Raw genomic sequence first — 24,008 nt, 5'->3', positions numbered from 1 at the left:
TATGACCGAACGTTCCCGGAGCGGCAAGACCGCTTGGGACAAGGAGAAAACCCGCGAGCTGTTTCGTCGCTACAAGGAGACCGGTGATCCGGACGCCCGCGAGCAGCTCGTCATGTCCCATATGAACCTGGTAAGGTTCCTTGCCAACAAATTTAAGAATCGCGGCGAGCCGCTCGACGACCTGATGCAGGTTGGCTATTTGGGCCTGCTCAAGGCAATCGACCGCTTTGACCCTGAGCGCGGACTCGAGTTCACCACGTTTGCCACGCCCACCATCTTGGGCGAGATCAAGCGTCACTTCCGTGACAAGGGCTGGAGCGTGCGCGTGCCTCGTCGCCTGCAGGAGCTTTCTGCCAAGGTTAACCAGGCTACCGACAAGCTTACCAACGAGTTGCAGCGCTCGCCCAAGGTCGAAGAAATCGCTGAGTACCTGGACGTGACCGTCGACGAGGTCCTGGAGGCCATGGAATCGTCGTCGGCCTATACGTCGGTGCCCATCGAGGCTCCCGGAGCGTCCGATTCCGACGATGCGCCCTCGATTCTTGACCGTTACGCCGACGACGACAACGAGCTCGACTTTACCGATGACCGCCTGGTGATCGAGGAAGCCATCCGCGATTTCTCGCCGCGCGAGCGTGAGGTTATCGAGCTGCGCTTTGTGAAGGGCATGACCCAGATCGAGATCGCCAAGAAGCTGGGCATCTCGCAGGTGCAGGTCTCGCGCCTGCTGCGCCGCACCCTCAAGAAGATTCAGGATAAGATCGACCCCGACGGAGTGATGGTTCGTTCATGAGTGAGCACCCCCAACAAATCGACCGCACGCTTCGCGATACCCGCATTCTGACGCTGCGCATTTGGGGCGTCGTCGGCTGCATTGTCATCGCTGCCGTTATCTTCAACCTTATGGGCATCCTGGCACCGGTCATCGAGTTTCTCGCTGTCGGTTCCATCATCGCTTTTGTGATGTCTCCGATCACCAACTGGCTCGAGCATCACGGCGTCGGACGTGGCCTCGGTTCGCTCATCGCACTCATTGTGGTTGTTGCCGTGCTCGTCGGCGTCGTCTGCATCCTATCGCCTATTTTGCTCGGTCAAATCATGGAAGTCCTGAGCCGCCTGCCCGAGCAGCTTCGTGTTGCGGGTGGCGATCTCAACGAGATGCTCTCGCACGCTAAGACGCTCAACAACACGCCGCTCAAGGAGTATCTGGACGACAATCTTTCTTCGTTGGTTACCGTAGCGTCCAAGTACGTCTCGCAAATCGCTGCTGAGCTCGGCCGCGGTGTGTTTCCGCTCATTACCAACACGGCCTCGCAGCTGTTCGTCATCTTCCTGGGTCTGGTGCTTGCCTACTGGCTTGCCTGCGATTATCCCCGCATGCACCACGAGGTCTGCACCATCATCGGGCAGGAAAAGGAGACCTCGTACCGCTTTATGGTGGCCATCCTTTCGCGTTCGGTCGGCGGCTACATGCGTGGCATGGTCATCACATCGATCTGTGGCGGTTTTCTTGCCTTTATTGGTTTTACGATCATCGGCCATCCGTATGCAGCACTCATGGCTATCTTTACCGGCATTATGCACCTGGTTCCGGTTGTCGGTCCCTGGGTGAGTGCGGCGATCGCCACGGTGCTCGGCTTTATGTTCAGCCCCATGCTGGCGTTGTGGACGCTTGTCGTGACCATGGTGGCTCAAAACGTCACCGATAATGTCATTTCGCCTAAGGTCATGCAGAGCTCGGTGCAGGTGCATCCCGTTATGAGCCTGACGGCTCTCGTTATCGGTTCGGCACTCATGGGTCCCATCGGCATGGTTATCGCCATTCCGCTGTGCGCGGCCCTCAAGGGCATCTTCGTCTACTACTTTGAGAACGAGACCGGCCGTCAGCTCGTGGCATACGACGGCGCCGTGTTTAAGGGCACTCCGTATCGCGATACCGAGGGTAACCCAGTTGCCGCCTACGACGCGCTTGGCGACGATACGTTCATCTACGAGTCCGAACTCATCGGCAACGAGACCGCTCCCGAGGCCCAGGCAATGCCCAAGCCCGAGCTCGATAATCCCTGGATTAAGCTCTCAGGCCTACAGCCCGACGCGACGGGTTTCTTTAAGAACCCCTTTGCCAAGGACGACGACACAAGCTCTGACGACGACACCAAAACCGGCATCGACGGCTCCATGGACGATTCGGATTCCAAATAGGCCCTGTTAGCGTTTCTTGATGTTGTAAATAACAATAAACGCGATCAAAGCGATTGATAAGGGGCCAGCCACATAGAAAAAGATGGTGTCAATTGCGCTTAGGGTGTAATACGCTTTATCGCCAGATGTTACTGCGTACAATGCGTAGCCAAATCTCGGCTGGTTCACATACCAGCTCGAGTAAGCGAAGATTGCTAAAAGGGCTACTGAGGTTAGTGCATTCACGACAAACCGTTTGCTATTCATTGATCGCTCCTTCCGGACGATTCCTATATGAAATTTTACCAAAATCATTTTTTTCAAAGTATTTGACAGACCATAATAACGTGCACTTTCGCTGAAGGGTCGCTGTTTGGCGGCCCTCTTTTTTGCACAGGCGCGGTGGGATGGTAATATCGTTACGTTTGAACTGTTTCGATGTGAAACCGAGGAGATTCCCTCTATGAGTGCTGACTACCCGTCAATGACTACGGCCGAGATTCGCTCCAAGTTCCTCAACTTCTTTGAGGAGCGCGGTCTTAAGCTCTATCCTTCTTCGTCCCTCGTCCCCGACGATCCTTCGCTGCTGCTTGCCAACGCCGGCATGAACCAGTTTAAGGAGTACTACCAGGGCAAGAAGACCATGAAAGAGATCGGCGCGATCTCCTGCCAGAAGTGTGTCCGCACCAACGACATCGACTGCATCGGTGAGGACGGCCGTCACCTGTCCTTCTTCGAGATGCTCGGCGACTTCTCCTTTGGCGGCGTCTCCAAGCAGCAGGCCTGCGCTTGGGCCTTTGAGCTCATTACCAAGGAGTTCAAGCTGCCGCTCGATCGCCTGTACTTCACCGTCTTTACCGAGGACGACGAGACCCATGACGTGTGGCGCTCCCTGGGCGTTGCCGAGGATCACATCTCCCGCCTGGGCGAGGACGACAACTTCTGGGCCGCTGGCCCCACCGGCCCCTGCGGTCCGTGCTCCGAGATCTACTTTGACATGGGCGAGGAGGTCGGCTGCGGCAGCCCCGACTGCAAGCCCGGCTGCGACTGCGACCGCTTCCTGGAGTTCTGGAATCTCGTCTTTACCCAGTACGACCGCCAGGAGGATGGCTCCATGCCGGAGCTGCCGCACCGCAACCTCGATACGGGCATGGGTCTGGAGCGCATGGCCGCCATCATGCAGCACAAGACCGCTAACTACGACGGCGATCTGATGCAGCACCTCATCAAGCTGGGCGAGAAGATCAGCGGCAAGACCTATGACGCCGACGATTACTCCGGTGCTAGCCGCTCCCTGCGCATCATCGCAGATCACTCTCGTGCCGTCGACTTTATGATCTCGGACGGCATTCTCCCCGGTAACGAGGGTCGCGAGTACGTCCTTCGCCGCCTGCTCCGCCGCGCCGTGTTCCACGGTCGCCTGCTGGGCATCGAGGGCGCCTTCCTGACCAAGTTCATTGACGAGGTCAACGCCCAGATGGGCGAGGCCTATCCCGAGCTGCTCAAGAACGTCGCGCTCGTTAAGGGTATCGTCGCTTCCGAGGAGGAGCGTTTCTCCACGACGCTCGACAACGGCCGCGTCTACCTGGATGAGGCTCTGGCCGCGCTTGCCGAGGGTGCTGTCCTTCCGGGCGACGTCGCCTTTAAGCTGCATGACACCTTTGGTTTCCCCATTGACCTGACCGTCGAGATTGCCGGCGTCGCTGGCCACGACGTCGATATGGACGGCTTCACCGCTTGCATGGAGGACCAGAAGGCCCGCGCTCGCGCCAACGTCAAGGGCGATGCTTGGGGCAGCTTCAACGACGTGTGGGTCGAGCTTTCCGACAAGGTTGCCGCGACCGAGTTCGACGGCTATGACAACGATGTGATCGAGGGTGCCAAGGTTGTCGCCATCGTTCGCAACGGCGAGTCCGTCGAGTCTGCTTCCGTCGGTGAGGACGTCGAGGTCGTGCTCGACCGCACCCCGTTCTACGCCGAGATGGGTGGCCAGCAGGGCGATGCCGGTGAGCTTTCCGCCGAGGGCGTTGCGCTGACTGTTGCCGACACCAAGAACCACAATGGCCTGTATGCTCACGTCGCGCACGTTGCCGAGGGCACACTGACCGTCGGTGCTACCGTGACAGCCGCGCTCGACGCCGAGCGCCGTGGCTTCCTGCGCCGCAACCACACTGCCACGCACCTGCTCGACGCCGCGCTTAAGCAGGTCCTGGGCGAGCATGTCTCCCAGGCTGGCTCGTTGGTGACGCCCGAGCACCTGCGCTTTGACTTCACGCACTTCGAGGCCCTGTCCTCCGAGCAGCTCAAGGCTGTCGAGGACCTGGTCAACCAGCAGATCTTCGCTTCCAAACCGGTCGTGACCCGCGTCATGGGCATCGACGAGGCCAAGGCCGCCGGTGCTGTCGCCCTCTTTGGCGAGAAGTACGGCGACGTCGTCCGCGTCGTCTCCGTGGGCGCCGAGGATCAGCCGTTCTCCCGTGAGCTCTGCGGCGGTACGCATGCCGCCAATACTGCCGAGATCGGCCTGTTCAAGATCATTTCCGAGTCCTCTACGGGCTCCAACGTCCGCCGTATCGAGGCCGTGACCTCCAAGGGCGCTCTCGACTACATGGCCGACCGCCTGGCGCTCGTTGACGCCGCTGCCGCTGCGCTCAAGTGCCGTGTTGACGAGGTTCCCGCCCGCGTGGAGAACCTGCAGGCCGAGCTGCGCGAGACGTCCAACAAGCTCAAGAAGGCACTCACCGGTGGCTCCTCCGACGCTATCTCTGGCGCCATCGAGGGCGCTGTCGAGCTCGACGGCTACAAGCTCGTCGTCGCTGAGCTTCAGGGTCTTGAGGCTGCTGACCTGCGCAATGTGTGGGATACCGTGCACCAGAAGGTTGCCGGCCCCGTCGCCTGCGTCGTTGCCAGCGTTACCGAGAAGGGCACCCCGGCCCTGCTCGCCGCCGGCTCCGATGACGCCGTGAAGGCCGGTTTCCACGCCGGCAACGTGATCAAGCAGATCGCGGGCCTGGTCGATGGTCGCGGTGGCGGTCGTCCCAACATGGCCCAGGCCGGTGGCAAGAATGCTGCCGGTATCGCCGATGCCCTCGCGGCCGCCAAGACCGCGCTCGGCGCCTAAGAACCTAAGTAGTCGCTGTGGTCGCGCTCGCACTGGACATAGGGGAGACCAGGATTGGCATTGCCGTCTCGAGCCGTGATGGCAAGATGGCGATGCCTGTCAAGGTGCTTCCGGCTGCCGAGGTCACTGGTATGGCAAAGACGTTTCGCTACCTGGTCGAGGACTATGAGCCCGATATCCTGGTAAGTGGACGTCCCTTGACCATGGCAGGTGAGCCCGGCCCCCAGGCCGAGCGCGTCGCCGCAGTGGCCCAAAAGATTGCCGACGAGCTCGAACTTCCGCTGGAGTTTGAGGACGAGCGTCTGTCCTCGCAGGAGGCCAAGCGAATCCTGCGAGAGCAGGGACTCAACGAAAAGCAGATGAGGGGCAAGATTGACATGATCGCCGCCAGCCTGTTCTTGCAGACATGGCTCGATCGTAAAAACGAGGAGGTTTCGCATGCCTAGCGCTTCCGATCCGCGCCAGCAGAATCGTACACGGCAGCCTGCGCCGCGCCCTGCTCAGCCTGGCCAGCGCCCGGCGCAGCCGACGCAGCGTTCGGCTCAACCTGCTCAGCGTGCCGCTCAACAGCCCGCAGCTCGTCCCGCGCAGCCCGCTGGCGGCGCTCGTTTTAAGCAGCAGGCTCCTGCCCAGCGCACGCAGGGGCAGGCCCGGCAATCACGCCCCCACGCACATCATGCTCATGGCTCGCACGGCGTTGCTCCGGCCACGCGCTCGAGCTATAACACGCATGCCCGCCGTGGCGTCCAAAAGAAAAGCTCTCCGGTGCCTATGATTATCGGTGGCGTCATCGCCGTGCTTGCGCTTGTCGCGATCGTTTTCTTTGTTGTGCCGGCCGTCAAGGGCTTCTTTGCCGGCGAGGATGCGAAAGTCGCTGCTGGCCAGCAAGTTACTATTACGATTCCCGATGGCGCCTCGGGTGATGCCATCGCTTCGATTCTCTCCGAGAACCATATCGTCGAAGACCCCAAGGATTATTACGCGGCGGTCAAAAAGCTCAATGCCGATATGTCGCTTAAGCCTGGCACCTACTCGTTTACCACGCTCATGGACGCGACCAAGGTTGTTCAGCAGCTCATGGAAGGCCCCAATGCGGGCTCCGATGCACTGACTATCCCTGAGGGCCTGACGGTCGACCAGGTCGCCGATCGTGTGGCCGCGGCATACGACAGCATTTCTAAGGAAGATTTCCTTAACCAGGCCAAGGCGAGCAATTATGTGAATGATTACGCTTTCCTTAAAGACGCTGCAAACGATTCACTCGAGGGCTTCCTATTCCCCAAGACCTATTCGTTGGGTAAGGACCCTTCTGCCGATGATGTGATTCGCGCCATGCTTGACCAGTTCAACACCGAGTACAAGTCGCTTGACTTTGCGAGCTGTGAGGCCATGATCAAGGAGCGCTATGGCGTGGAGATGTCCGATTACGACATCGTTAACCTTGCCTCGATCGTCGAGCGCGAGGGCCTCAACGCCGATCAGCGCGCGCATGTGGCATCGGTTTTCTATAACCGTCTGGCGGGCAAGCTCGATGGCCTGCGTTACCTCAATAGCGATGCGACCATGATGTATGTCACCGGCGGAGAGGTTACCGCCGACGACCTGCAGAGCGATAGTCCGTATAACACCTATAAGCACGAGGGCCTGCCGCCCACGCCCATCTGCTCTCCGTCGCTCGAGGCGCTCAAGGCCACCCTTGAGCCGACCGACTCCGATGACCTGTATTTCTACATTACGCAGGACGAGGAGTACTTCTCGCAAACCTACGAAGAGCATCAACAGTCTTGGAATTAGCATGAGGATTTTTAGCCCCAAACGATACGTTGCCTCGGTCGATCGCATCGACCTTGATACCCTGTGGGCCGACGGCAAACGCGCCATTCTGCTCGATCGCGATAACACTCTGGTGCCGCGCGACACCGAGCAGGTTCCCGCTGCGGTTTCCGCTTGGCTCGACGCCGCCCGCGCCAAAGGCTTTAAGCTGTGCATGGTGTCCAACAACTGGCATCGCGATCAGGTCATGAGCTCTGCACGCGAGCTGGGACTCGAGGCCATCAGCCACGCCATGAAGCCGGCGCCGTTTGCCTTGAAGGCGGGTCTTAAGCGCCTCGGCGCCACGGCAGACGAGGCGGTGCTGATCGGCGATCAGCTGTACACGGACGTGTGGAGCGGTAATTTTGCCTGCGTTGACACTATTCTGGTCAAGCCGCAGGCAACCCAGGACCTGTGGTACACGCAGATCTTCCGTATCTTTGAGCGCCGGGCCCTGCGCGACCTTCCCTGCGAGGAATAGGTTTCGCCATGTCTCAGCACATCAAACACGGCTGCGACCATATTTTCTTTATCGGCTTTTTGGGCGCGGGCAAATCGACGCTCGCGCGCAACGTCGGCACTATGTTCAAGCGGCGTTTTATCGATACCGATCGTTTGGTTGTGCGTCGATGTGGCAAGTCGGTGACCGAGATATTTGAGACCGAGGGCGAGGATCGTTTTCGCGAGCTTGAGACCTCGGCACTCCGTTCGCTTCAAAGCGAGCGCAGCCTGCTGGTGTCGTGCGGGGGTGGCATCGTCGAGACGCCGGTGAACATTGAACTGATGCACGAGATGGGTACATGCGTGTACCTCGAAGGCGACTTTGAGGACTCGTTGCGCCAGATTCGCCGTTCTGATACCCGGCCCGATTTCCGCTCGCCCGAGCATGCTGCGCGCCTGTTTGGGCATCGCCGTCCGCTGTATCGCCAGGCCGCCGATATTACCCTTGATATTCGCAACAAGTCCTTCGAGGACGTTTCCTACCTTTGTGCCGAGATGCTTTTGGAGCGTGGACTGCTATGATTCGCCGTCAACTGATCAATTTCCAAAACCGCAGCGTCGATGTCCGTGTCGGATTGGGCGCGTTCGATGAGCTGCCGCGCATGTTTGCCTCGGTTGTGGGCAAGCCTAAGCGCGCGATGGTGGTTTGGAACGACGCCACATCCGAGCGTTTTGGCGAGGTCGTCGAGCATGCGCTGGTCGACGCCGGCTTTGCCGTGTCGCTGCTCGTCCTCGAGGTTTCGCCTGCCGGTGCTACGCTGGTCGATGCCGATACCGTCTTTGGCGCCCTGTCGGCTAATGGCATTACCTGTGACGATCTCGTTGTCGCTGTCGGCGACACGGCGACCTGCTCAGTCGTTTGCTGGTGTGCCAATCAGTGGTGCGGTCGCACCGAGTGCGCCTTGCTGCCGACGACGTTCGACGCCATGCTCACGGTCGCGACGACCATGAAGCCGCTCGTCGCCTCGTCGGAGAATGCGCTTCCCGCTATCGCGTTTCGTCCCGAGCCGGGCTTGGTCGTGTGTGACCTCGACCTTGTTCGCGCGGCGGACCCCGAGGACCTTAAGCTCGGTTATGCGGTACTTGTTGGCACCATGCTTTCGAGCAGCAAGTCCCGCTGGAATCAGTTTACCGAGACCGTCCCCGAGATTCTCGCGGGCGAGGAGGTCGCGCTCGTCAATGCCGTTCAGTGGTCTCAGACTGCACGTAAGGACGTACTGATGGCCACGAACCCGAGCGCCCGTCATGCGCTCGATTTTGGCAAGACGGGGGAGCGTACCCTGCGCGCCTGCTTGGTCGATGCCGCGTCGCAGGTCCCTGTCTACCAGCTGCTGTCCGAGGGTATGCGCTTTGAGGCGCGCCTAGCACATGATGCCTGTGACTTCGATATCGATTACGTCTTTGAGGTCGATGACTGCCTGGAGGACTTTGGTATCGAGGAGCTTGCCTTCGATCTGGAGCCTGCCTCATATATCGAGGAGTTCCGCAGGCAGCAGTTTGTCCGCTCGAACCGCAGCATGTTGCCGCTGCCCGCGGCGCTCGGCGCCATTCGTCTAACGAGCGTTGAGGACGAGGTTCTCGACCGCCATGCTCGCGCATACTTGGCTTCTCGCAAAGAACTTCTCTAGGATTTATTGACATACATCGTCTTTCGTATCATGTTGAGGGGCGGGTTTCCAATCGGTTGCGAATCGCGCGCGATTCCGTCGTTCGGTTGAGACCCGTTCCGTCTTTATAGAGACAACAAGAAAGGAATCTGCATGTCAGAGTTTGCTGCCGGTCCCGCCGGTCGTATCGAGCGTGTCCGTGCCCTGATGGTTGAGCGTGGCTACGACGCTATCGTGGTGCGCGACGAGGCCAACCTTCGTTGGCTTACGGGCGTCAAGGGCGTCTTCGATTACACCTTCGAGTTCCCGCATGCTGCGTTTATTACGGCCGACCAGTGCCTGTTCCATACCGACTCGCGCTATCTCAACAGCTTTGAGGAGAACACGCCCGCCGGCAGCCCCTGGGTTTACGACATGGACGAGGGCACCATCTCCGGTTGGGTCGCCGGCAAGATCGCGGCCAACAAGTGCCGCGTCTGCGCTGTCGAGGACGACATGCAGATCAACTTCTACCAGGGTATCCAGCGTGGCTTGGAGGATCGTTCCGTCGCCTGCATGTTGCCGCTGATGCATGACGACATTCGCAAGATGCGCGCCATCAAGGACGCCGAGGAGATCGAGCTCATGCGCCATGCGCAGTCGATCACCGACACCGCCTTCCAGCACATGCTCGGCTATATTAAGCCCGGTATGACCGAGAAGCAGGTTCGCAACGAGCTCGAGAACTTTATGTTCGCCAACGGCGCCGACAGCCTGGCCTTCGGCTCCATCGTGGCGAGCGGCCCCAACACCGCCAACCCGCATGCCGTCCCGAGCGACCGCGTGATCGAGAAGGGCGACTTCGTTCTCATGGATTATGGCGCGGGTTATTGCGACTACCGCTCCGACATGACTCGTACCGTCGTGATGGGCGAGCCCACGCAGGAGCAGCTCGACTTGTACGCGCTCGTGCGCCGTGCGCACGAGGAGTGCGTCGCCGCCATCCATCCGGGCGTCGAGGGCAACGACATTTTCAAGCTTTCCAAGAAGATCATTGGCGATGCCGGCTATGGCGATTACTACAACCATGGTCTGGGCCACGGCGTGGGCATTGACATCCACGAGCTGCCCAACTTCAACCGCAGCAAGAATATCATCGAGGTCGGCTCGGTTATCACCATGGAGCCCGGCGTCTACCTGCCCGGCGTGGGCGGCGTGCGCCTGGAGGACTACGGCGTGGTCACCGAGAACGGCTACGAGCCCTTCACCAAGACGCCGCATGACCTTCACGTCATCGATTGCTAGTCTACTTCGGTAGATAGTTTGGGGCGGGGCCTCCGGAGCAATTCGGACGCCCCGCGTTCTCTTTTTATGCGCTCGCTGCAGGCGCCGTCTGCAAGTGTATAATTTCGCTCGTATGTAATTTGGACGCTTGTGCGTTCTGCCCATAACAAGAAAGGTCGCTATGCCTACCATTTCTACCGCCGACTTCAAGAACGGCCTCGGTCTCCGCATTAAGGACAAGGTCTACACCATCGTCGAGTTCCAGCATGTCAAGCCGGGCAAGGGCGGCGCGTTTGTGCGCTACAAGACCCGCGACATCAAGAGCGGCCGCGTCGTCGAGAACACCTGCAACGCCGGCACCAAGTTCGAGAGCGTCATGCTCACCACCCGTGAGTTCCAGTACCTCTACAACGATGGCACCGACTACATCTTCATGGACAACGAATCCTATGAGCAGGTTCCCGTTCCCGAGGACATGGTGGGCGAGAACTCCAAGTGGCTGCGCGAGAACGACATCTGCCAGCTGCTCTTCGCCGACGATGAGCTCATGGGCGTGACTCCGCCGATGTTCATCGAGACCACCATCGTCCAGACCGACCCGGGCTTTAAGGGCGACACCGTCCAGGGTTCCACCAAGCCGGCCACGATCGACACCGGCGCTGTCATCCAGGTCCCCATGTACCTCAACGAGGGCGAGGTCATTAAGGTTGACACCCGCGACGGCAAGTTCGTCTCCCGCGTCTAGCAACCAACTCTTCTAGGAGGACTCATGCCCCAGGAAATCAAGATTGACGGCATCGGCATTTCGCCCGATGTTCTGACCGCCATCGTCTCGCGCGCCGTGTCCGATGTCGAGGGCATCGCCTCCGTTGGCGTCAAGGACCTTGCCACCAACCTTGTCTCCATGATGCTCTCGTCCAAGGCCCCGGCTTCCGAGCCGGCGGTCGAGGCCGAGGTCGTCGGCGACAAGCTCGCGCTCACCGTGCGCGTCGTGGTGTTCTTTGGCTATCCGTTCAAGAAACTCGCCGAGGCCGTTCGCGCTGCCGTGGTCGCTGCCATCGATGCCCAGGTGGGCGTTGAGGTCGAGCGCGTTGACGTTTGCATCGACGGCCTCGTTTTCCCCAAGGAGTAACCTTTGAGCCTTAAGGTTTATCGCGGGCGTACGCTTGCCCGCAGCCAGGCGCTGCAGCTGCTGTTTCAGGCCGAGGCCACGGACAGCCCGCTCGAGCGCGTCCTCGAGGGCGATTTCCTGATCTCGAAGGGCCCCCTCGACCCCTATGCGCTGGAGCTGTGCCGCGGTGCCTACGAGCATATCGATCGCATCGACTGTGCCCTGCGCGCCGTCGCCAAGAACTGGGATCTTATGCGCATGCCCGGCGCCGACCGCAATTTGCTGCGTATCGCCGTCTACGAGATGCGCTTCCTTACCGACGAAGAGGTCTCGGACGCTATCGTGATCAACGAGGCCGTCGAACTTGCCAAGGCCTATGGCACCGACCAGTCCGCGTCGTTCGTCAACGGCGTGCTGGGCAAGATCGCGCGCAGCGAGGAGTTGCCGGGCGAGGACCTGTACCAGGAACTGCTGGCCGAGGATCGCGCTCGCGAGGAGGCCCAGGCTGCCGAGGCTGCCGCTAAGGTTGCGGTTGCTCAGGCTGAGGCTGGCGTGCTGGCCGAGGATGCGGACGCCGCCGAGGCTGTCGTCGACTCCTTCGAGGAGTAGTCATGCCAGAGGGTTCTGTCCGCAACTTTGACGAGATCTCGGACCGTCTGGATCAGATCATCGCTACCGTTCGCTCCAAGGATACGTCCCTGGAGCGTTCGCTCGATCTGTTTGACGAAGCGATTGAACTGGGTTCCCGCGCGGTCGATATGGTCGACAAGTTTGAGCTGACGCCGCGTGAGGCCGACAAGCTCGAGCAGGAATACGATGAGGATGCGGCAAACGAATCCCAGGATAGCTAGGCCGCATCTCCGGATACGAATGGTTGATGGCATTCATGAAACGCGTGCGTCTCGATGACGAACTGATTTCACAGGGCATCTGCGCCGATCGCGCGGATGCCCTTCGCACTCTTATGGCCGGGTTGGTTTCGAGCGGCGGTGAGCGTTTGACCTCTCCGGGGCTCAAGGTGACGCCGGGCCTGCCGCTGCACGTTAAGGGGCGCATTCCGTACGTTGGGCGCGGCGGCCTTAAGCTTGAGGGTGCGCTCGATGCGTTTTGTATCGATCCCACGGGCCTTACCTGCCTGGACGTAGGCTGCTCTACTGGCGGCTTTACCGATTGCCTGCTCAAGCGCGGTGCCGCCACGGTCGTTTCGGTCGACGTGGGCCGTGCCCAGTTTGATTGGTCGCTGCGCCAAGACGATCGCGTGACGCTCCATGAGCGCACCAACGTGACGCAGCTGCCCGAGCTCGGCTATGAGAGCGCTATCGACTTGGCTGTGTGCGACGTGTCGTTTACCAGCATCGCGAACATCATCGATGCGGTGCTGGCTTGCCTGACGCCTATGGGTTCGTTTTGTACGCTGGTAAAGCCGCAGTTTGAGGCTCCGGCGGCGCTGGTGGGCGAGGGCGGTATCGTGACCGACCCCGCCGTGCGTGTCGACACGCTCGTTGCGGTCATCGAGCTGTTTGCCGCGAAGGGATTGTTCCCGGTCGATGTGTGCGTGTCGCCCATCCATGGCGCCAAGGGCAACGTTGAGTTTTTCCTGTACGGCACGAGGTTTGCCCCCGGCGAGCGCTCGAATGACGAGCTGCAAGCCCAGGTATCGGCTTTGAGCGAGAAAGCGGCAACGCTATGAAGGTCTTTCTGGTTCCCAATTACTACAAGCAAGAGGCGGTCGAGAGCGGCCTGATGCTCGAGCTCTGGCTGACGCGCCAGGGCTACGAGGTCGCATGGGCGGCCGACCAGCGCTCCAAGATTCAGAGCACGCCCGATGTTGACGATGCCGACCTGGTCATTACGCTCGGCGGCGACGGCACGCTGCTGCGCGCCGCCCGCATTCTCAACTACCGTGAGATTCCCATTTTGGGTCTTTCCTATGGTCACCTGGGCTTTTTGACGGCGGCCAGTCCCGAGGAACGCGACGTTTTGCAGGTTGTGAGCGATGCCCTGTCCGGTGAGCTCCACGTGAGCCGTCGCGCCACCATCGCCGCAGATATCGTTTCCGTGCGCGAGGACGGCACGAAGGACGTCGTGCGTTCGTTCGCCCTTAACGACATGGCGCTCACGCGTGGGCCCCTGTCCGATATGGTCGAGTTCGACATCACCGTGTCGGGCCACCATATCGACCGCTTGCGTGGCGACGGTGTGGTCGTATCGACGGCGACCGGCTCCACCGGCTATGCGCTTTCAGCCGGTGGTCCCATCGTAAGCCCCGATTACACGGGTATGGTTTGCGTGCCCATCGCGCCGCACACCATTCAAGCTCGCGCCTTTTTGACCTCGCCAAGCGATGTCGTCGAGATCTTTATGTCTGACGACCGGCCGAGTGTGCCTGCCATCGCTATCGACGGACAGTTTATTACCTGCGACGGCACGGTCGAGAGCGTGGCCGTGCGTCGCGGTCCCGGCGATGTGCTGTTGCTCGACTATGGCCCCGAAAGCTTCTATAACTCGGTGAGTCGCGTATTCTACGGAGTTCGTCATGATCGATGAGCTGCAGGTTTCAAACATTGCACTCATTCGCGAGGCGACGCTGGTGCCCAGCACAGGCCTAACGGTTTTGACTGGCGAGACTGGCGCCGGCAAGACCGCGCTGCTCTCGGCGCTTAAGCTTATTTTGGGCGAGCGTGCCGATTCGTCGACCGTGCGCGAGGGCGAGGCGCTTGCGAGCGTCGAGGCTCGCCTGTTCGATGGCCCGCACGACGCGGAGGGCTTCACCGTGCAGCGCAGCCTTTCTGCCGAGGGCCGCAGCCGCGTCAAGATTGACGGCCGCATCGCCAGCGTGCGCGAGCTTTCCGAGCGCGTCGGCGTGATGATGGATCTTTGCGGCCAGCACGAGCATCAGCGCTTGCTCGATCCGGCGCATCATGTTGCTATGGTCGATGCCTGCGCTGGTCGCTCTGCGCTCGAGGCGCTGGAAAAGTACCGTGCCTGCCTTAAGGCGTCGCGTGCGGCTGTCAAGGAGGTCCGTCGCGTAGAGGAGGCGTCGCGTGCGCAGGGGAGTCGCGTCGAGGAGGCGCGCTTCGCCCTGGAGCGTATCGCCGAGGTCGACCCCAAGCCGGGTGAGTATGAGGAGCTCGAGGAGCTGCTGCCGCGCTCCGAACATGCCGAGGTACTGGTTGCCACAGCTAACGATGCCCATGCATCGCTTGCTGCCGAAGGGGGAGCGCTCGATGCCGTGAACGGCGCCGTGGCAGAACTGTCGCGCATGGCTACCGTCGATCGCAAACTGGGTGTCATCGCCGACGCACTTTCGGATGCCTGCATCTCACTCGAGGATTGGGCCAACGAGCTGCGTGCTTATCGCGATGGCGTTGCGTTCGATCCTCGCGAGCTCGCTCGCATGCGCGAGCGGTATTCCGACCTCAAGGGCCTGCTGCGTCAGTGGGGTCCCACCATGGACGATGTATTTGCCATGCGTGACCGCTCGCGGGAGTTGTTATCGCTGGTGGACGATGGTGACGAGCAGATTAGGAAGGCACGCGAGGCACTCGGCGCGGCGGAGCACGAACTGTTCGCCGCCGCCAAGGCGCTTAAGCGCGCGCGCAATACGGCAGCCCCGCGTTTTTGCCACGAGGTGGGTCGTCAGATGGCACGCCTCGAGATGGGCGGCGCTGAGCTGGTTTGGGAGTCGCGTGATCTTCCGCGTGCCGAGTGGACGCCGGCGGGGCCTTCGAGCTACGAGCTTTTGTATCGCAGCGGCGCCGGATTGACGCCGCGTCCCTTGCGCCGCATTGCGTCGGGCGGCGAACTGAGCCGCGTTATGTTGGCGAGCAAGGTTGTCCTCGGTAATGCGGACGGCGTCGACACGCTGGTATTTGACGAGGTCGATGCCGGTGTCGGTGGTTCCACGGCTCGTGCTCTTGCTGGCGTGCTGGCCGATCTTGCCGCCACGCATCAGGTCATCGTCGTAACCCACCTGGCGCAGGTTGCGGTCATGGCCGACAAGCATTACGTGGTCAGCAAGGAGCCAGGCGACGTTCCTCAGACGCATCTGGACGAGGTGACTGGGGACGCCCGTACCGCAGAGATCGCTCGAATGCTGAGCGGCGATCAATCGGAGGCAAGCCTGGCGCACGCCAGACAGATGCTGGAAGATGCTCGAGGTTAGAACGACCCGGTGGTGTTGGGGGGCAAAATATCAGTAATTCTTGCCTCGCTACTTGTCCGTCTGGCCCGACCGTCAAAAAACTATGTCGGTTTACTACGATGAATCGGCATAGCTCGAGCACGGCTAAAATTGCAAAAAGAAAACCGCAGGTAGAAAGCCTGCGGTTTTCTTTAACAATGCGATGTGATTGCATGTTCCGATTTCATCGTAGTAAACCGGCATAGTTTTGTGGGAACGGCACATAACGTCCCCCGCTAAAACCTACTCTACGACCTTATCCGGTTGAATGAGCTCCTCGTAGTAGCTGATGTGCTCTCGGGCGTCCTCGATTTCGGGCAGCAGGAAGTTGTAGATGACCTCGATGATCATCGTGGCGCTCATCTTGGAGAACGCGAAGTCGCCCGTTGTCAGCAGCGCCTCGTGATTGACGGTATTAAAGGTGTAGTCGGCTAGGCGCGCAAGTGGAGACTTGCTGTCACTGCTGATGACGACCACGGTGGCACCGCAGTCGCGAGCCGCTTTTGCCATGCGATTCAGACGGCGCGACTTGCCGGAGTTCGAGATCAGCACGATAACGTCGCCGGGGCGCAACGTGAGCGCGAAACCAATCGAGGTCTCGCTGATGGTGCTTGCCATGCAGCGAAGGCCCAGCTGCGAAAACTTAAACGTCGCGTCGAGCGCAACGGCGTTGGTGTTGCCTACGGCCGCAAACTCAATAACGCCCGCATTCTTTAACGCGTGTACAACGGCCGTTAGCGTATCGTGGTCAATCCCGTCGATGGTCGCGTTAAGCTCGCTGACCTTGGCAGCCAAGATATTTTTAAGGCTCTGCTCCATGTTGTCGAGCGAGACCTCGTCGGTCAGGCCCTCGTTGCGCTGACTCTCCAAGTCGCGTGCCAGCGAAAACTGAAAGCTGCGGAAGCTGCCAAAGCCCAGCTTGCGGCAAAAGCGCGAAACCGTCGCCTCGGACGTGGCGGCGGCTCGTGAGAGCTGTGCGGCCGTCAGGCGCGGCGCCTCGGACTGGTGCTCCAATATATAGTCGACAATGCGCTGCTCGGATCCACTATATCCCTGATGAGTGCTAATAAGGGAGAGCGCGCTCTTGCTGCTATCGGTCATGGATGGCTCCTGGTTGGCATGAAAATTGGACTCGTTTTTCAATGCCATAGTATACGGGCATTTTCAATTACAAGATACACCTTGCCGTTTCAAGTGTTGATGGTAAACTTTCACCTACCGTTTACGGTTATGAAAGAACCTTTCACCGGAGAATTGGGACATTTTCCTTTCCGCGAAAGCGCTGGGTTGGTATCTTTCAGTTGTGGAAAAGCGCGCAAGGACGCGCGTGTAGGGGAGCGCCTGCGGGCGCAGTACTCAAGAAGGAGGGACACATGGCTAAGTTTGACATCATCGCCGCCACCGGTTGCCCGACCGGTATCGCGCACACCTTCATGGCGAAGGAGGCGCTGGAGAAGGCAGCTGCCGAGCGCGGTCTGACCATTAAGGTCGAGACCCATGGCCAGGTCGGTGTCGAGAACGAGCTCACCAAGAGCGAGATCGCTGGTGCCAAGGCCGTTGTCGTCGCAGCCGATAAGGATGTCCAGGCTGAGCGTTTCGCCGGTAAGCCCATGGTTTCCGTCGGTGTTTCCAAGGCCCTGTCCGTCGAGGCCGCCGGAAAGCTGATTGACCGCGCGCTCGCCGCCAAGGGCGACGATACGGTTGCCGCTGCCGCCGATGTCGAGGACGAGGTCGAGGAGAAGGAGTCCATCGGCCATGTCATCTACAAGCACCTCATGAATGGCGTCAGCCACATGCTGGTCTTCGTCGTCGCCGGTGGTGTTCTGACCGCCGTTTCGTTCCTGTGGGGCATCACGTCCTTCGATTCGACGGCTGCCGACTACAACAGCTTCGCCGCTATGCTCAAGATTATCGGCGGTATCGCCATGAACCTCATGGTTCCGGTGCTTTCCGCCTACATCGCCGAGTCCATCGGCAAGCGCCCGGCGCTCGTCCCCGGCTTTGTTGCCGGCATGATCGCCATCCAGGGTCTGCCCGTTAACGCCGATACCGGCATGATCGACGCCGGTGGCGCCGGTGTGGGCTTCGGCTTCCTGGGCGGCATCGTCGGCGGCTTCCTCGCTGGCTATGTCATCCTGCTGCTCGAGAAGGTCTTTGCCGGTCTGCCCAAGAACCTGGACGGCCTCAAGGCTATCTTCCTGTACCCGCTGTTCTCGACTGCCATCGTCGGTCTGGTCATGCTCGGCATCTCCGGCCCCATGGCTGCCATCAACACCGCCATGATGGACTTCCTCAAGGGTCTGTCTGCCTCTGGCGCCGTTGTCCTGGGTCTTGCTATCGGCTGCATGTGCGCCTTTGACATGGGTGGCCCGGTTAACAAGGCTGCTTACGTCACCGGTACGGCTATGCTCACCGAGGCCCTGGCCGCCGGTGTTGGCACCGAGACCTACAACTTCGGCACCAACTTCATGGCTGCCGTTTCCGCCGCCTGCATCGTTCCGCCGCTGATCACCACCTTCGCCGTCGTCGTCGGCAAGAAGTACTTCAGCCAGGAGGATCACGACGCCGGTGTCGTCAACCTCATCCTTGGTTGCACCCACATCACCGAGGGCGCCATTCCGTTCATGACCAAGAACATCTGGCCCGTCATGCCCATCATGATGCTCGGTTCTTCCATCGCCTCGATCCTGACCATTATGTTCAACGTTCATGATCCGGCGCCTCACGGCGGCTTCCTGGTCCTGCCCGTTGTCGAGAACGGTCCGCTGTGGGTCCTCGCGATCCTCATCGGTGCTGTGGTCGGTGGAATCTTGTTCGTGGCCTTCAAGAAGTTCGACTTCGAGAAGAACCAGAAGGCTGCCCCTGCAGCCAAGCCGGTTGAGGCCCCCAAGGCCGCTGCTGTCGAGGCTCCCAAGGCCGAGGCTGCCGACTTCGTGAAGGTCGAGAACGTCTTTGTCGCCGAGGACTTCGCTTCTCGTGACGAGGCCCTGAGCTTTGTCTCCAACCAGGCTGTCAAGGCCGGTATCGCCGGCGACGCCGACGCCGTGATGAACGCCTTCCTGGCCCGCGAGGCCGAGGGCACCACGGGCATGATGGAGGGCTTCGCCATCCCGCATGCCAAGTCCGACGCTATTACCGAGGCTGCCGTCATCGTCGTCAAGGACGAGTCCGGCGTGACCGGTTGGGACACCATGGACGGCGCTCCCGTCAACGTGGCCATCGCCCTGCTCATCCCGGGTGCTCAGGCTGGCACCACACACCTCAAGATCCTGTCCAAGGTCGCCGAGGCACTCATGGACGAGGACTTCCGTGCCACTGTCAAGGGTTCCACCGACGCCGCCGAGATCGCCAAGACGATCAACGCCCGCCTGGTCTAATCCAGCAGTCAGCGATTAATATCGCCCCCTGTAAAAAGGCGGAGACCCTCACCAGGGCCTCCGCCTTTTTCATCTCAACTTGGCACTTAGGGACGTTCCTTTTCTGCCGGCAGTTTGGGACACTCCTCAGTCCACAAGAGGGTATAGATAGGCTCCATCAACTAGATCAACCAGGCGAACAAAAAATTAGCCAGAATTCCGTTCGCACGATATTGCTCTGGACCGACCGAGTTTCCGCAGCTTGCTCGCCCACAGGGGGCCGGGCGCGGGCTGTGAGATTTATCGCGAGTTCCGCACGAGCCGAAGAGCACTTAATGTGCTCTTCGTGCGAGCAGGACTGTAGAGCAGGAAATCTCACAGCCCGCGCCCGGCCCCCTGTGGGCGAGCAAGCGGACGACAAACACATCTGTCCAACAATTCGTGCGAAACACAATGAAAAACCGTTTGATGTGAGTTAATATAAACAACGTCGTGAATCTGACTCCTGCCGCATACACGACAGGGGTTAAACACAAAAAGGAGTCAATTATGGTTTCTGAGAAGGCTACCCTCGTCAATCCGCAGGGTCTTCACATGCGTCCGGCTGGCCTCTTCGCCTCCACCATGGGCAAGTACGCCTGCGACGTGACGGTCGTCACCCCCGAGAAGGAGGTCAACGGCAAGTCCCCGATGGCCCTCATGGCTGCTGGTATCCCCTGCGGTACCGAGGTCGAGGTCAAGTGCGACGGCGCCGACGAGGCCGAGGCTCTGGCTGCTGCCATCGAGCTCATCAAGAGCGGTCTTGGCGAGTAGAACTCAAACGGGTCGCATGTTGAACAATTAAGTTCATACTTGGGGGCGCAGTGACCTGCATCAAGGTAGCTGCGCTCTTTTGTCATGGATATGGCAAAACGCTTTATCACATGGCACGGAGAGAGGAATGGGAATGTATCAGGGAGTCAACGCATCCGAGGGCATCGGAATCGGCACCGTCATGGTCGCCGTCGATCCCGACTTGACGTTTGAACCGCACGAGGTCGCTGATTCGGCAGCAGAGAAGGAGCGCTATCAGACCGCTCTTTCGGTCTTCTGCGAGAAGACCCAGGCTCAGGCCGACCACATGAAGGAGACGGTGGGCGAGGCCGAGGCCGAGATCATGAGCGGACACATTGTCCTGGCTCAGGACCCGGGCATGACCGACGCCATCAACGCCGCCATCGACGGCGGCACCTGCGCCGAGCAGGCGCTCATGGACACCTCGACCATGTTCGAGAACATGTTCCTGTCCATGGACGACGAGATGTTCCGTCTGCGCGCGGCCGACATCGCCGACATCCGCACCGGTATTCTGGCCGAGCTGCTGGGCAAGGAGGTCGTCGACCTCTCCGTCCTGCCCGAGAACACCGTCGTTGTCGTGCACGACCTTACGCCGTCCATGACCGCCACGATCGATAAGGCCCACGTTGCCGGTATCGTCACCGAGACCGGTGGCCGCACGTCGCACTCCGCGATCATCGCGCGCGCCCTCGAGATTCCGGCCGTCCTTTCGGTCTCTAACAGCTGCACCGCCCTTCGCAACGGCATGACCGTCGTTGTCGACGGTGGCAAGGGTGTTGTCGAGGCCGATCCCGACGAGGAGACGCTCGCTGCCTACACCGCCAAGGCCGAGGCCTTCGCTGCCGAGAAGGCAGCCCTCGAGGCCTTCCGCGGCAAGCCTTCTGTGACTGCCGACGGCATCAAGAAGATCATCGCCTGCAACATCGGTAACCCCGATGACGTGCCCAACGCGCTCGATCACGATGCCGAGGCCATCGGTCTGTTCCGCTCCGAGTTCCTGTTCATGGACTCCGCTGAGCTTCCTTCCGAGGAGGAGCAGTTCAACGCCTACCGCAAGGTCGCCAGCGCGCTCAAGGGCGCTCCGGTCATCATCCGTACGCTCGACGTGGGCGGCGACAAGGAGATTCCGTACCTGCACATGGTCAAGGAAGACAACCCCTTCATGGGCTTCCGCGCCGTGCGTTACTGCCTGGCCAACCCCGATCAGTACAAGGTCCAGCTCCGCGCCCTTCTGCGCGCCAGCGCCTTTGGTGACGTCAAGATCATGATCCCGCTCGTCACCTGCGTCGAGGAGGTCGTGGCCGTCAAGGAGCTCGTCGAGCAGTGCAAGGCTGAGCTGACCGAAGAGGGCCGCAAGTTCAACGAGAACATCGAGGTCGGCATCATGGTCGAGACGCCTGCCGCTTCGCTGCTCGCTGACCGCCTGGCCGAGGTGGCCGACTTCTTCTCCATCGGCACCAACGACCTGATCGGCTACACCATGTGCGCCGACCGTGGCAACGACACCATTTCCAACCTGTACCAGGTGTACTATCCCGCCGTGCTCCGCTCGCTCAAGAACATCATCGAGAGCGGCGTGAAGGCCGGCATCATGGTCGGTATGTGCGGCGAGGCCGCTGCCGATCCGCTGCTTGAGCCGCTGCTGATCAGCTGGGGCCTGGAGGAGTTCTCGATGAGCGCTCCGTCCATCCTGCGCGCCCGCAAGACCATCAGCCAGTGGACCAAGGCCGAGTGCGACGAGCTCGCCGAGAAGGCGCTCGCCTGCAACACCGCCGCCGAGGTCAAGGCACTGCTCGAGTCCGCAGCTCGCTAATTTGGTATCAGAGGTAACCGCGTGGTTGGAATGGGCCGGCCACGCGGCCCTCACATATACAGGGGGTACTGTAAATGTTCTACACGCTAACCGCTAACCCGGCTGTCGACATGACGGTTTCGAGCTCTCCGCTCGAGCCCGACGAGAACGTCCGCACCGGCTCGGCCAGCTACACCGCCAACGGCAAGGGCCTCGACGTGTCCTTCGCCTTTAAGAAGATGGGCGTCGACACTGTCGCGCTCGGCTTCTTCGCCGGCTTCACGGGCAAGTTCATCGTCGAGGAAGTCATGAACCTGGGTTGCCTGTGCCGCCCGGTCTGGACCGACGGCATCACGCGTATCAACACCTACGTCAACGATGGCCATCACGAGTACGGCATCCTCAACCCCGGTGCTCCTATTACGCCGCAGCACCAGGAGGAGCTCTACAACATCCTGGACACCGCGGGCGATCTTGAGTGCCTGATCGTCTCTGGCTCCGTGCCTCCCAAAGCTACGCCCGACTTCCTGGCTCAGGTCATGGAGCACGCTCAGGCCCGTGGCGCCGACGTCGTCCTGGACCTTTCTTCCGACAAGCTCAAGGAGCTCGCTCACAAGAAGCCGCTGCTCATCAAGCCGAACCATCATGAGATGAAGGCCATCTTCGGCGTGCCGGTCGACACCGACGACGAGGTCCGAGTTGCCATGAAGCTGGCTCACGAGGCCGGCGTCCAGAACGTGCTGCTCACCCGTGGTAGCCGTGGCGACGCTTACTTCTCCAACGGCGAGGACATCTGGTACGCCAAGCGTGAGTTCAACATCAAGCTGGTTTCTTCCGTCTGCGCCGGCGACTGCACCCTCGCTGCGTTCCTGCACAAGTGGTACAGGGATCGCGACAACGTCGAGGAGGCCATGAAGCTCGCTATGGCCACCGGCGCCAACGTCGCTGAGTCCGTCGGCATCGGCGACTTCGGTCACGTTGACGAGTACAGCAAGCGCGTTGCCGTCCGTAAGCTCGATCGCAAGTAAGCGAAACGCGACATATTCGTGCGCATGCGGCGTCCCGGTTTTGATCGGGGCGCCGTTTTTTCGTTGGAAAAGTGAGATGAAACCGCCCTTCACCGCTTCCACACCGTTCGCCGAGTTGTTGTAGCCTTTTGCCGAAGCGTGGAATATACTTTCATTAACACGTTGCTTCGTGAAAGGAACATTCATGATTTACACGCTCACTGCAAATCCCGCCATTGACTACAACATCTCCTGCGATGGCCTGTCCGCCAATACCGTTACGCGCACCCGTAACGCGGTCTACACCCCCAACGGCAAGGGTCTCAACGTCTCGTTTACGCTCGACCACTACGGCGTCGACACCACGATCCTGGGCTTCTTCGCCGGCTTCTCGGGCGAGTTCATCGTTAAGGGCGCCGAGGCCCTGGGCGTGCCCGTCAAGCCCGTGTGGACTGACGGTATCACGCGTGTCAACGTGTTCCTCAACGCCGGTCCCGACACCGAGTACAACATGGTTAATGCCGGTGCCGCCATTAACGAAGCCAACGAGCAAGAGATGTTTGAGCTCATCGATTCGCTTGACGACATGACCTGCCTGGTCATTAGCGGCTCGCTGCCCCCCAACACCTCCGAGGGCTTCCTTGCCGAGGTCCTGCGTCGAGTGAAGGCGAAAGGCGCCGAGTTCGTGCTCGATATCTCGAGCCATCAGCTGGCCGACCTCATTGCTATGGAGCCGTTGCTCATTAAGCCCAACGACGACGAGCTGCTCGACATCTTTGGCATTAAGGTGAGCGGTGGCGACGACGAGTCCGTCAAGGGCGCTATGGCCGAGCTTCATGCCAAGGGCGCCAAGAACGTGCTGCTGACCCTGGGTGGCGCTGGAGCGTACTTCTCTAACGGCGAGCACATCTGGTTTGCCAACCGTACCTTTGAGGTCAAGCTGCTGTCGACCGTCTGCGCCGGTGACTCTTCGCTGGCCGCCTTCCTGTCCGTGTGGCACGACGCCCCCGAGCGCGTCGAGGACGCCCTGCGCCTCTCGATGGCCACCGGCGCCAACGTGGTCGAGTGCCCTGGTCTGGGCGACTTTGCCAAGGTCGATGAGTATCAGAAGGGTATCGCCATTCGTCAGGTCTGCTAGTTCCGGCACCTTGCCTGAATAATTCGATTAATTCGCATCCGTCTTAGACCAGGACGGATGCATTTTTGTTTATCGGACTTGCTTGTGCAGTAGAGGCCG

Annotated in this window: 23 protein-coding genes; 21 read left to right on the top strand and 2 right to left on the bottom strand. The window is 60.3% G+C overall.

Going from position 1 to position 24,008, the window contains the following annotated elements; translation table 11 throughout:
• The first annotated feature begins 1 nt into the window (after nucleotide 1).
• A complete protein-coding gene (locus DXD48_RS04215) occupies nucleotides 2-793 on the top strand; it encodes an RNA polymerase sigma factor SigF (RefSeq protein WP_117564127.1) in 792 nt (263 codons plus the stop codon).
• Complete coding sequence (locus DXD48_RS04210; protein WP_117564126.1) at nucleotides 790-2,202, top strand: AI-2E family transporter; 1,413 nt, start codon at nucleotides 790-792, stop codon at nucleotides 2,200-2,202. The genes DXD48_RS04215 and DXD48_RS04210 overlap by 4 nt, the downstream gene beginning before the upstream one ends.
• A gap of 6 nt (nucleotides 2,203-2,208) precedes the next feature.
• On the opposite strand, the gene DXD48_RS04205 is transcribed toward DXD48_RS04210, so the two are convergent.
• On the bottom strand, nucleotides 2,209-2,448 hold the full coding sequence (locus DXD48_RS04205; protein WP_117564125.1) for a hypothetical protein: 240 nt from the start codon (nucleotides 2,446-2,448) through the stop codon (nucleotides 2,209-2,211).
• A gap of 196 nt (nucleotides 2,449-2,644) precedes the next feature.
• On the opposite strand from DXD48_RS04205, the gene alaS reads away from it, so the two are divergent.
• The 14 genes from alaS (at nucleotide 2,645) to DXD48_RS04135 (ending at nucleotide 15,761) form a co-directional block, all read left to right on the top strand.
• Nucleotides 2,645-5,302, top strand: coding sequence for an alanine--tRNA ligase (gene alaS / locus DXD48_RS04200; RefSeq protein WP_117564124.1), 2,658 nt, complete (start codon nucleotides 2,645-2,647; stop codon nucleotides 5,300-5,302).
• A 17-nt stretch (nucleotides 5,303-5,319) separates the two neighbouring features.
• On the top strand, nucleotides 5,320-5,748 hold the full coding sequence (gene ruvX / locus DXD48_RS04195) for a Holliday junction resolvase RuvX (protein ID WP_089571740.1): 429 nt from the start codon (nucleotides 5,320-5,322) through the stop codon (nucleotides 5,746-5,748).
• Nucleotides 5,741-7,096, top strand: coding sequence for an endolytic transglycosylase MltG (mltG, locus tag DXD48_RS04190; RefSeq protein WP_233502352.1), 1,356 nt, complete (start codon nucleotides 5,741-5,743; stop codon nucleotides 7,094-7,096). The genes ruvX and mltG overlap by 8 nt, the downstream gene beginning before the upstream one ends.
• Nucleotide 7,097: 1 nt before the next feature.
• Nucleotides 7,098-7,595, top strand: coding sequence for a YqeG family HAD IIIA-type phosphatase (locus DXD48_RS04185; RefSeq protein WP_117564122.1), 498 nt, complete (start codon nucleotides 7,098-7,100; stop codon nucleotides 7,593-7,595).
• Between the two features lie 8 nt (nucleotides 7,596-7,603).
• Nucleotides 7,604-8,137 (top strand): shikimate kinase, encoded by a 534-nt coding sequence (locus tag DXD48_RS04180; RefSeq protein ID WP_117564121.1) that lies wholly within the window; start codon nucleotides 7,604-7,606, stop codon nucleotides 8,135-8,137.
• Nucleotides 8,134-9,243, top strand: coding sequence for a hypothetical protein (locus DXD48_RS04175; RefSeq protein WP_117564120.1), 1,110 nt, complete (start codon nucleotides 8,134-8,136; stop codon nucleotides 9,241-9,243). The genes DXD48_RS04180 and DXD48_RS04175 overlap by 4 nt, the downstream gene beginning before the upstream one ends.
• A 132-nt stretch (nucleotides 9,244-9,375) precedes the next feature.
• A complete protein-coding gene (locus tag DXD48_RS04170) occupies nucleotides 9,376-10,506 on the top strand; it encodes a Xaa-Pro peptidase family protein (RefSeq protein ID WP_117564119.1) in 1,131 nt (376 codons plus the stop codon).
• 160 nt (nucleotides 10,507-10,666) lie between these two features.
• Nucleotides 10,667-11,230 (top strand): elongation factor P, encoded by a 564-nt coding sequence (gene efp / locus DXD48_RS04165; protein WP_006233983.1) that lies wholly within the window; start codon nucleotides 10,667-10,669, stop codon nucleotides 11,228-11,230.
• 24 nt (nucleotides 11,231-11,254) lie between these two features.
• Nucleotides 11,255-11,617, top strand: a complete 363-nt coding sequence (locus DXD48_RS04160) for an Asp23/Gls24 family envelope stress response protein (RefSeq protein WP_006233982.1) — start codon at nucleotides 11,255-11,257, stop codon at nucleotides 11,615-11,617.
• Between the two features lie 3 nt (nucleotides 11,618-11,620).
• Nucleotides 11,621-12,205 carry a transcription antitermination factor NusB gene (nusB, locus tag DXD48_RS04155; RefSeq protein WP_117564118.1) on the top strand — a complete coding sequence of 195 codons (585 nt, stop codon included), beginning with the start codon at nucleotides 11,621-11,623 and terminating at the stop codon, nucleotides 12,203-12,205.
• Nucleotides 12,206-12,207: 2 nt separating this feature from the next.
• Entirely contained in the window at nucleotides 12,208-12,447 is a 240-nt protein-coding gene (locus DXD48_RS04150) for an exodeoxyribonuclease VII small subunit (protein ID WP_006233978.1), read from the top strand.
• Nucleotides 12,448-12,482: 35 nt separating this feature from the next.
• Nucleotides 12,483-13,286 carry a TlyA family RNA methyltransferase gene (locus tag DXD48_RS04145; protein WP_117564158.1) on the top strand — a complete coding sequence of 268 codons (804 nt, stop codon included), beginning with the start codon at nucleotides 12,483-12,485 and terminating at the stop codon, nucleotides 13,284-13,286.
• Nucleotides 13,283-14,143 (top strand): NAD(+)/NADH kinase, encoded by an 861-nt coding sequence (locus tag DXD48_RS04140; protein ID WP_117564117.1) that lies wholly within the window; start codon nucleotides 13,283-13,285, stop codon nucleotides 14,141-14,143. Before DXD48_RS04145 ends, DXD48_RS04140 begins: the two co-directional genes overlap by 4 nt.
• Nucleotides 14,133-15,761, top strand: a complete 1,629-nt coding sequence (locus DXD48_RS04135; protein ID WP_117564116.1) for a DNA repair protein RecN — start codon at nucleotides 14,133-14,135, stop codon at nucleotides 15,759-15,761. The genes DXD48_RS04140 and DXD48_RS04135 overlap by 11 nt, the downstream gene beginning before the upstream one ends.
• A gap of 261 nt (nucleotides 15,762-16,022) precedes the next feature.
• Here the strand turns inward: DXD48_RS04135 and DXD48_RS04130 are convergent, their stop codons facing one another.
• Nucleotides 16,023-16,880: a MurR/RpiR family transcriptional regulator gene (locus DXD48_RS04130; RefSeq protein WP_117655428.1), complete on the bottom strand. Its 858-nt coding sequence runs from the start codon at nucleotides 16,878-16,880 to the stop codon at nucleotides 16,023-16,025.
• Between the two features lie 272 nt (nucleotides 16,881-17,152).
• Between DXD48_RS04130 and DXD48_RS04125 the strand changes: the two genes are divergently transcribed.
• The 5 genes from DXD48_RS04125 (at nucleotide 17,153) to DXD48_RS04105 (ending at nucleotide 23,909) form a co-directional block, all read left to right on the top strand.
• A complete protein-coding gene (locus tag DXD48_RS04125; protein WP_117564114.1) occupies nucleotides 17,153-19,156 on the top strand; it encodes a fructose-specific PTS transporter subunit EIIC in 2,004 nt (667 codons plus the stop codon).
• Nucleotides 19,157-19,684: 528 nt separating this feature from the next.
• The gene (locus DXD48_RS04120) at nucleotides 19,685-19,948 is read left to right on the top strand and encodes an HPr family phosphocarrier protein (RefSeq protein WP_022094575.1); all 264 of its coding nucleotides are present in this window, start codon (nucleotides 19,685-19,687) and stop codon (nucleotides 19,946-19,948) included.
• Nucleotides 19,949-20,081: 133 nt separating this feature from the next.
• A complete protein-coding gene (ptsP, locus tag DXD48_RS04115; RefSeq protein WP_117564113.1) occupies nucleotides 20,082-21,785 on the top strand; it encodes a phosphoenolpyruvate--protein phosphotransferase in 1,704 nt (567 codons plus the stop codon).
• 74 nt (nucleotides 21,786-21,859) lie between these two features.
• Entirely contained in the window at nucleotides 21,860-22,792 is a 933-nt protein-coding gene (locus DXD48_RS04110; RefSeq protein ID WP_117564112.1) for a 1-phosphofructokinase family hexose kinase, read from the top strand.
• A 184-nt stretch (nucleotides 22,793-22,976) separates the two neighbouring features.
• Nucleotides 22,977-23,909, top strand: a complete 933-nt coding sequence (locus DXD48_RS04105; protein WP_117564111.1) for a 1-phosphofructokinase family hexose kinase — start codon at nucleotides 22,977-22,979, stop codon at nucleotides 23,907-23,909.
• The last annotated feature ends 99 nt before the right edge of the window (nucleotides 23,910-24,008 follow it).

The sequence above is a fragment of the Collinsella sp. TM05-37 genome, from assembly GCF_003436455.1.
Lineage (GTDB): Bacteria > Actinomycetota > Coriobacteriia > Coriobacteriales > Coriobacteriaceae > Collinsella.
This window is presented reverse-complemented; position numbering and strand designations above follow the sequence as displayed.

Bases quoted from the DNA above. Each gene is read 5' to 3' on its own strand.
- DXD48_RS04215 (WP_117564127.1), top strand. From the start codon at position 2: ATGACCGAACGTTCCCGGAGCGGCAAGACCGCTTGGGACAAGGAGAAA.
- DXD48_RS04210 (WP_117564126.1), top strand. From the start codon at position 790: ATGAGTGAGCACCCCCAACAAATCGACCGCACGCTTCGCGATACCCGC.
- DXD48_RS04205 (WP_117564125.1), bottom strand. From the start codon at position 2,448: ATGAATAGCAAACGGTTTGTCGTGAATGCACTAACCTCAGTAGCCCTT.
- alaS (WP_117564124.1), top strand. From the start codon at position 2,645: ATGAGTGCTGACTACCCGTCAATGACTACGGCCGAGATTCGCTCCAAG.
- mltG (WP_233502352.1), top strand. From the start codon at position 5,741: ATGCCTAGCGCTTCCGATCCGCGCCAGCAGAATCGTACACGGCAGCCT.
- DXD48_RS04185 (WP_117564122.1), top strand. From the start codon at position 7,098: ATGAGGATTTTTAGCCCCAAACGATACGTTGCCTCGGTCGATCGCATC.
- DXD48_RS04180 (WP_117564121.1), top strand. From the start codon at position 7,604: ATGTCTCAGCACATCAAACACGGCTGCGACCATATTTTCTTTATCGGC.
- DXD48_RS04175 (WP_117564120.1), top strand. From the start codon at position 8,134: ATGATTCGCCGTCAACTGATCAATTTCCAAAACCGCAGCGTCGATGTC.
- DXD48_RS04170 (WP_117564119.1), top strand. From the start codon at position 9,376: ATGTCAGAGTTTGCTGCCGGTCCCGCCGGTCGTATCGAGCGTGTCCGT.
- efp (WP_006233983.1), top strand. From the start codon at position 10,667: ATGCCTACCATTTCTACCGCCGACTTCAAGAACGGCCTCGGTCTCCGC.
- DXD48_RS04160 (WP_006233982.1), top strand. From the start codon at position 11,255: ATGCCCCAGGAAATCAAGATTGACGGCATCGGCATTTCGCCCGATGTT.
- DXD48_RS04150 (WP_006233978.1), top strand. From the start codon at position 12,208: ATGCCAGAGGGTTCTGTCCGCAACTTTGACGAGATCTCGGACCGTCTG.
- DXD48_RS04145 (WP_117564158.1), top strand. From the start codon at position 12,483: ATGAAACGCGTGCGTCTCGATGACGAACTGATTTCACAGGGCATCTGC.
- DXD48_RS04140 (WP_117564117.1), top strand. From the start codon at position 13,283: ATGAAGGTCTTTCTGGTTCCCAATTACTACAAGCAAGAGGCGGTCGAG.
- DXD48_RS04135 (WP_117564116.1), top strand. From the start codon at position 14,133: ATGATCGATGAGCTGCAGGTTTCAAACATTGCACTCATTCGCGAGGCG.
- DXD48_RS04130 (WP_117655428.1), bottom strand. From the start codon at position 16,880: ATGACCGATAGCAGCAAGAGCGCGCTCTCCCTTATTAGCACTCATCAG.
- DXD48_RS04125 (WP_117564114.1), top strand. From the start codon at position 17,153: ATGGCTAAGTTTGACATCATCGCCGCCACCGGTTGCCCGACCGGTATC.
- DXD48_RS04120 (WP_022094575.1), top strand. From the start codon at position 19,685: ATGGTTTCTGAGAAGGCTACCCTCGTCAATCCGCAGGGTCTTCACATG.
- ptsP (WP_117564113.1), top strand. From the start codon at position 20,082: ATGTATCAGGGAGTCAACGCATCCGAGGGCATCGGAATCGGCACCGTC.
- DXD48_RS04110 (WP_117564112.1), top strand. From the start codon at position 21,860: ATGTTCTACACGCTAACCGCTAACCCGGCTGTCGACATGACGGTTTCG.
- DXD48_RS04105 (WP_117564111.1), top strand. From the start codon at position 22,977: ATGATTTACACGCTCACTGCAAATCCCGCCATTGACTACAACATCTCC.